This is a genomic window from Nocardiopsis sp. NPDC058631 (genome assembly GCF_042716955.1).
Taxonomy (GTDB): Bacteria; Actinomycetota; Actinomycetes; order Streptosporangiales; family Streptosporangiaceae; genus Nocardiopsis.
In genome coordinates, this window is the sequence record NZ_JBHXQY010000173.1 from 1 (window position 1) to 6,103 (window position 6,103).

General features: G+C 69.9%; 5 protein-coding genes. All 5 read left to right on the top strand.

All coding sequences use genetic code 11. The features are described from left to right. Positions 1-158: 158 nt before the first annotated feature. Complete coding sequence (locus tag ACFWTE_RS29460) at positions 159-650, top strand: phage holin family protein (RefSeq protein WP_378783193.1); 492 nt, start codon at positions 159-161, stop codon at positions 648-650. 9 nt (positions 651-659) lie between these two features. Beyond that, positions 660-1,601, top strand: a complete 942-nt coding sequence (locus ACFWTE_RS29465; protein ID WP_378783194.1) for an alpha/beta fold hydrolase — start codon at positions 660-662, stop codon at positions 1,599-1,601. A gap of 7 nt (positions 1,602-1,608) precedes the next feature. After that, positions 1,609-2,112: a DUF309 domain-containing protein gene (locus ACFWTE_RS29470; protein ID WP_378783195.1), complete on the top strand. Its 504-nt coding sequence runs from the start codon at positions 1,609-1,611 to the stop codon at positions 2,110-2,112. 547 nt (positions 2,113-2,659) lie between these two features. After that, positions 2,660-5,119, top strand: coding sequence for a sodium-translocating pyrophosphatase (locus tag ACFWTE_RS29475; RefSeq protein ID WP_378783196.1), 2,460 nt, complete (start codon positions 2,660-2,662; stop codon positions 5,117-5,119). A gap of 208 nt (positions 5,120-5,327) precedes the next feature. After that, positions 5,328-5,810 (top strand): SixA phosphatase family protein, encoded by a 483-nt coding sequence (locus ACFWTE_RS29480; RefSeq protein WP_378783197.1) that lies wholly within the window; start codon positions 5,328-5,330, stop codon positions 5,808-5,810. Positions 5,811-6,103 lie beyond the last annotated feature (293 nt).

The following is a 6,103-nucleotide window of genomic DNA, read 5'->3' on the forward strand; positions in this document are numbered from 1 at the left end:
CCGTGGTGCCGTGCCCCTCACGGCCGAACGCGTACTCATTCACGTGATGAAACGGGCCGGCGCCGTTGTGCGTGCCGTGGAAGACACGGGTGGTGGCGCATGTGCGAGGATGCGGAGGATCATCCGCGTGTTCGGACCGAGAGAAGGGAACCCCCACGATGGTGGACAAGCCGGGTACCGGCGAGCCTGACGCCACCGGTGGCACCGACCGTTCCATCGGCGCGCTGGTCTCCGACGCCACCGACAACCTCTCCCGACTGGTACGCCTGGAGATCCAGCTCGCCAAGCTGGAGGCCAAGGCCGACGCGGTCAAGATCGGCAAGGGCGTCGCCGGGTTCGCGGTCGTCGCGGTCCTGGCCCACATCTTCGTCATCCTGCTCTCGGTGACCATCGCCTTCGCGCTGTACGAGCTGTTCGCGCTGCCCGCCTGGGTCTGCCTCGGTATCGTCACGCTGTTCTACCTGCTCCTCGCGGGGCTCTTCGCCCTGTACGGCATCGTCAACTTCCGCAAGCGGCAGGGGCTCCAGCGCACCGCGCTGACCACCTCCCGCCTCAGCGGCATCCTGCGCGGTGAGATCCGACCTCCCAAGCCCGGTGACGACATCGACGCGGCCGACTCCTCCGGGACGACCGCAGCGACGGCCCAGTAGCCGCACGCGGTGTTGGACGACTCCGCCGCGTACGTCGGCGGCCCGTGGACGCACCGGACCGTCAACGCGGCGGGTGCGCGGTTCCACGTGGCGGAGGAGGGGGAGGGCCCCCTGGTGCTCCTCCTGCACGGCTTTCCCCAGTTCTGGTGGGCGTGGCGGTCCCAGCTGGGAGCCCTCGCCGCGGCCGGCTTCCGTGCGGTCGCCGTCGACATGCGCGGTTACGGGGCCAGTGACAAGACCCCGCGCGGTTACGACCTCGTCACCCTCGCCCAGGACGCCGCCGGCCTGGTCCGGGCCCTGGGGTCGGAGGACGCCGTCGTGGTGGGTCACGGGGTGGGCGGCCTCGTCGGCTGGACGATGACGGCCTACCATCCGGGCTCCGTGCGCGCCCTGGCCGCCGTCTCCTCCCCGCATCCGCTGCGCACCGCCCGGCTCCTCGCCTCCGGCGGGCCGGGCGTGCGCCACATGCTCCGCGCCCAGGTGCCGATCCTCCCGGAACACCGGTTCCTGACGGACGGGTGCGTCCGTGTGGGCGACCTTCTGCGCGACTGGTCGGCCCCCGGGTGGCCGGACGCCGAGGCCGAGGAGCACTACCGGCGGGCCTTCTCCATCCCGAAGGTCTCCCACTGCTCACTGGAGTACCACCGCTGGATCTTCCGGTCGCGGTGGCGCCCGGACGGGCTCCGCTACCACGCGCGCATGCGGTCGCCGGTCCGCGTCCCCGTCCTCCAGGTCCACGGCGACCTCGACCCGGTGTGCCCACCCGGGACGGCACGCGCCTCCCGGCGCCTCGTGGCGGGGGCCTACCGTTGGGTGCGGGTCCCCGGTGCGGGACACTTCCCGCACGAGGAGCGCCCGGACGAGGTCTCCCGAGCACTCGTCGGGTGGTTGGGGGAGATCGGCGGCGGACATGCTGACGGAGCCCGGAAGGGCGACGGGGAACGGTGGTGAGGCAGTGATGGCGACGGAATCCGCGTCGGCGGGCCGGGATCGGAACGAGACCGGGCAGGCACAGAACCAGCGACCGCGCGACCGCTACGGGCGGCCGCTGCCGCACGGCAGCACGGGCGAGGTCGAGCGGGTCCCCGACGACGCCGTCTTCTCCGCGGCCGAGGGCCTCGAAGAAGCCCAGCGGCTGCTCGACGGAGGGTACGCCTTCACCGCCCACGAGGTTCTCGAAGCCGTGTGGAAGTCCTCGCCCGATCCCGAAAGGGAGCTGTGGAGAGGCCTCGCGCAGGTGGCCGTGGGCGTCACCCACGCCCAACGCGGCAACACGGTCGGTGCCGCGCGCCTGCTGCGACGGGGCGCGGAGCGGGTACAGGAGTTCGGGCCGGACGCCCCGCACGGGGTGGACGTGGCCGGTGTGGCGGCGTTCGCCCGCGGGTTGGCGGACGACCTGGACACCGGCCGGGCCTGCCGGGGCGACGGGATCGAACCGTCGGGGATGCGCCTGCTCGGGTAGCGGCGGAGCCGGCACAGCGGGGTGGCGCCCCAGGGGCGGTCCCGCGGTCGCGGCCTCACGGGAACGCCCCGCCCGGGGGAGCGCAGTGGCCGCTTGTGACCGCTGGTAGCAATGTGGCTGATGAGACCAATTCCTGCTTTATGCCTTTATGCGTGCTTTAACGCTAACATTGCATTAAGATATTATGCGTTGTTATTCATGGCTAATATCACCCAATAAAGCAATTTATCCTACTTCTGGGATCACCGTAAGATCACATCTTTGGTTTGTCTTGGGGAAATCCCGAATCGACACTCACCTTTATTCGGAATCGTGCGTAGAATCCCCGGATCACCGCCCGTGAGAGTGCAGCGCGGACGGTGTGCACCACAACCACAGGTGGCACCGCTTCGACCCCGCCAAGCGTGCTGTCGGGCCAGCTCAGGCTCCTTCCGGACGGCGGTACTTCCACTGGCGGCGCGCTGGACCGACGCCCGCGGGGCGACCCGTTCCCCGCGTTTCCCGTGGACGGGGCCGAAAAGGTCGTGCCCGTCTCAAGGAGGACGGATTGTCTGGGCTCAACCTCGCCGCGCCAAGCGGCACGGCCCTATCACTGGCAGGCACCGACTTCACACTCGTCATCGTCGTCATGGTGGTGGCCCTTCTGGCCCTCGCCGTCGCGGGGATGCTGGTACGTGAGGTCCTCGCCGCGGAGCAGGGCACAGAGCGGATGCGCAACATCGCGCTCGCGGTCCAGGAAGGAGCGAGCGCCTATCTGACACGACAGTTCCGCACCCTCGCGGTCTTCGTCGTCGTCATTCCGCTACTGCTGCTCCTCCTGCCCGCCGACTCGTGGGACATCCGGATCGGCCGGTCGATCTTCTTCGCCCTCGGCGCCGTGCTGTCGTCCCTCACCGGGTTCATCGGCATGTGGCTGGCCGTCCGCGGCAACGTCCGGGTCGCAGCGGCGGCCCGCGGCGGTGACGTGGCGTCCAACCACAAGGCCATGAGGATCGCCTTCCGCACCGGCGGCGTCGCCGGCATGATCACCGTCGGCCTCGGCCTGTTCGGCGCGGCCCTCGTCGTCGTCCTCTACCGGGGCGACGCACCCATCGTCCTGGAGGGCTTCGGCTTCGGAGCCGCCCTCCTGGCCATGTTCATGCGTGTGGGCGGCGGCATCTTCACGAAGGCCGCCGACGTCGGTGCCGACCTCGTCGGCAAGGTCGAGCAGGGCATCCCCGAGGACGACCCCCGCAACGCCGCGACCATCGCCGACAACGTGGGCGACAACGTGGGCGACTGCGCGGGCATGGCCGCCGACCTCTTCGAGTCGTACGCCGTCGTGCTCGTGGCCTCGCTGATCCTCGGCCGGGTCGCCTTCGGCACCGAGGGCCTGGTGTTCCCGCTCCTCGTCCCCATGATCGGCGTCATCACGGCGATCATCGGCATCTTCCTGGTCGCCCCCCGCGCCAGGGACAGGTCGGCGATGACGGCGATCAACCGCGGGTTCTTCATCTCCGCGGGTATCTCGGCACTGCTCGTCGTCGGTACCTCCCTCTGGTACCTGCCCAGCAGCTTCGAGGAGCTCTCCGGAGTCAGCCCGCAGGTCCTGGCCGAGATCGAGGCGGCCGGTACCGCGCCCGACCCGAGGTTCATCGCGATCGCCGCCGTCCTCATCGGGCTGGTGCTCGCCGCCGCCATCCAGCTGCTCACCGGCTACTTCACCGAGACCGACAAGCGCCCGGTCCGGGAGATCGGTGAGAGCTCCGAGACCGGTGCGGCCACCGTCATCCTCTCCGGTATCTCCGTCGGACTGGAGTCGGCCGTCTACTCCGCGCTGCTCATCGCCGGGGCCGTGTACGCGGCGTTCCTCCTCGGCGGAGGCTCCATCACGCTGAGCCTGTTCGCCGTCGCCCTCGCCGGCACCGGCCTTCTCACCACAGTCGGCATCATCGTCGCGATGGACACCTTCGGTCCCGTCTCCGACAACGCCCAGGGCATCGCGGAGATGTCCGGCGACGTGGAGGGCAAGGGGGCGGAGATCCTCACCGGACTCGACGCCGTCGGCAACACGACCAAGGCGATCACCAAGGGCATCGCCATCGCGACGGCGGTGCTGGCCGCCACCGCCCTGTTCGGTGCCTTCCGTACCTCCGTCCAGGAGCAGCTCGGCGGGGGCGAGGAGGCGTTCTCCCTCTCGATCGACCAGCCCGACGTGCTCGTCGGCGTCATCATCGGCGCCAGCGTGGTGTTCTTCTTCTCCGGTCTGGCCATCATGGCGGTCGGCCGCGCCGCGGGCCGCGTGGTCATGGAGGTCCGCGAGCAGTTCCGCACGCGTCCCGGGATCATGGACGGCACGGAGCAGCCGGAGTACGCGCGGGTGGTCGACATCTGCACCAAGGACTCGCTGCGCGAGCTGGTCACCCCCGGCCTCCTGGCGGTCCTGGCACCGATCGCGGTCGGTTTCGCCTTCGGCTACGCGCCCCTCGGCGCGTTCCTCGGTGGCGCCATCGCCGCCGGTGTGCTCATGGCGGTCTTCCTGTCCAACTCCGGTGGAGCCTGGGACAACGCCAAGAAGCTCGTCGAGGACGGCCACCACGGAGGCAAGGGGTCGGAGGCCCACGAGGCCACGATCATCGGTGACACCGTCGGCGACCCGTTCAAGGACACGGCCGGCCCGGCCATCAACCCCCTGCTCAAGGTGATGAACCTCGTCGCGCTGATCGTGGCGCCCAGCGTGGTGATCTACGCGGACAACGTGCTCCTGCGGACCGTGGTGACCGTGGTCGCCGTGGGTGTGCTCGTCGGCGCGATCCTGTGGTCCAAGAACCGTGGCGCCGGAACCGAGACCCAGCTCGCGGAGCTGGGAGGCCAGTCGGCTCCCAAGACCGCCCCCGAGGCCGGGAGCGGTGGAGCCTCCGCCGGGGGAGAGGGGCCCTCGGCCCCGGACGGAGCCTCCGGGGACGAAGGGCCGGACCCGAAGGAGTCCGACCACAAGGAGGAGGCGCACGCCGGAGACGGCAAGTAGCGCAACCGCCAGGCCGCGGCCGTCCGGGAACCCCGGGCGGCCGTCGCCGTGTGCGGGAGGGCCCCTAACCTGGACTCGCGGGGTACCTCTCGCACGGACGGGGCAGTAAGGGGTTGCAGATGTCAGGGGTGAAGGGCCTGCTCGCCATCCTGGCGGTCATGGTGGGGTTCATCGGCGTGCTCGCCGTCGTCGCGACCAGCCTGATGCCATGAGTGGCGCGCGCACACTGCTGCTGATGCGGCACGCGACGGCCGAGCACGGGCACGGGGCGGACTACGAGCGCTGCCTCACGGGTCTGGGGCGGGAACAGGCGGAGGCTGTGGGGCGGTTGCTCTCCCGGCGGGGATACGTCCCGGACCACGTCATCTGCTCCGCCGCGAAGCGCACCGTGCAGACTCTGGACGGCGTGCTCGGGGCAATGGAACTGGAGTCCCCTCCCGAGGTCGACTACTCGGAGGCGGCGTACTCGGCCGGCGTGGACACGCTCCTGGAGCTGGTGAACGGAGTCGACGCGCAAGCGCGCACGGTCCTGGTCGTGGCGCACAACCCGACGGTCGCCCAACTGGCGGCGGGGTTCGTGGGCGGCGATGCCCTGGTCTCCTACTCGCCCGCCACGGTCGCGGCCGTCGACCTGGAGGTCGAGTGGCTCTACGCGGCGCCCGGAACGGGCTCCGGCACCCTGCTCAACTGATGTGACCCAGGCCACACGTCCTTCAGGTTGCCAGTGGCCGGAGGCAGGGGTAATGTTCTCCGAGTCGCCTCCGACCGGCCCAAGGCCGCAAGGAGCTGCGACACCCTCCTCCGGCGAAACGGACGCATTCGCGGCCGTGCCGGAAAACCTGATGCACATCCGATGCAGCCCCCGAACTTCGCGGTTCGAGTCACTGTCCGGGCCATGTAAGCTCAGGGAGTCGCTTCAAAAGCCAAGTCCATTCGGACAAAAGCAAACGAAGCAGAACGGGCTTTACCCCGATCAGAACCACA

Bases quoted from the DNA above. Each gene is read 5' to 3' on its own strand.
- ACFWTE_RS29460 (WP_378783193.1), top strand. From the start codon at position 159: ATGGTGGACAAGCCGGGTACCGGCGAGCCTGACGCCACCGGTGGCACC.
- ACFWTE_RS29480 (WP_378783197.1), top strand. From the start codon at position 5,328: ATGAGTGGCGCGCGCACACTGCTGCTGATGCGGCACGCGACGGCCGAG.
- ACFWTE_RS29470 (WP_378783195.1), top strand. From the start codon at position 1,609: ATGGCGACGGAATCCGCGTCGGCGGGCCGGGATCGGAACGAGACCGGG.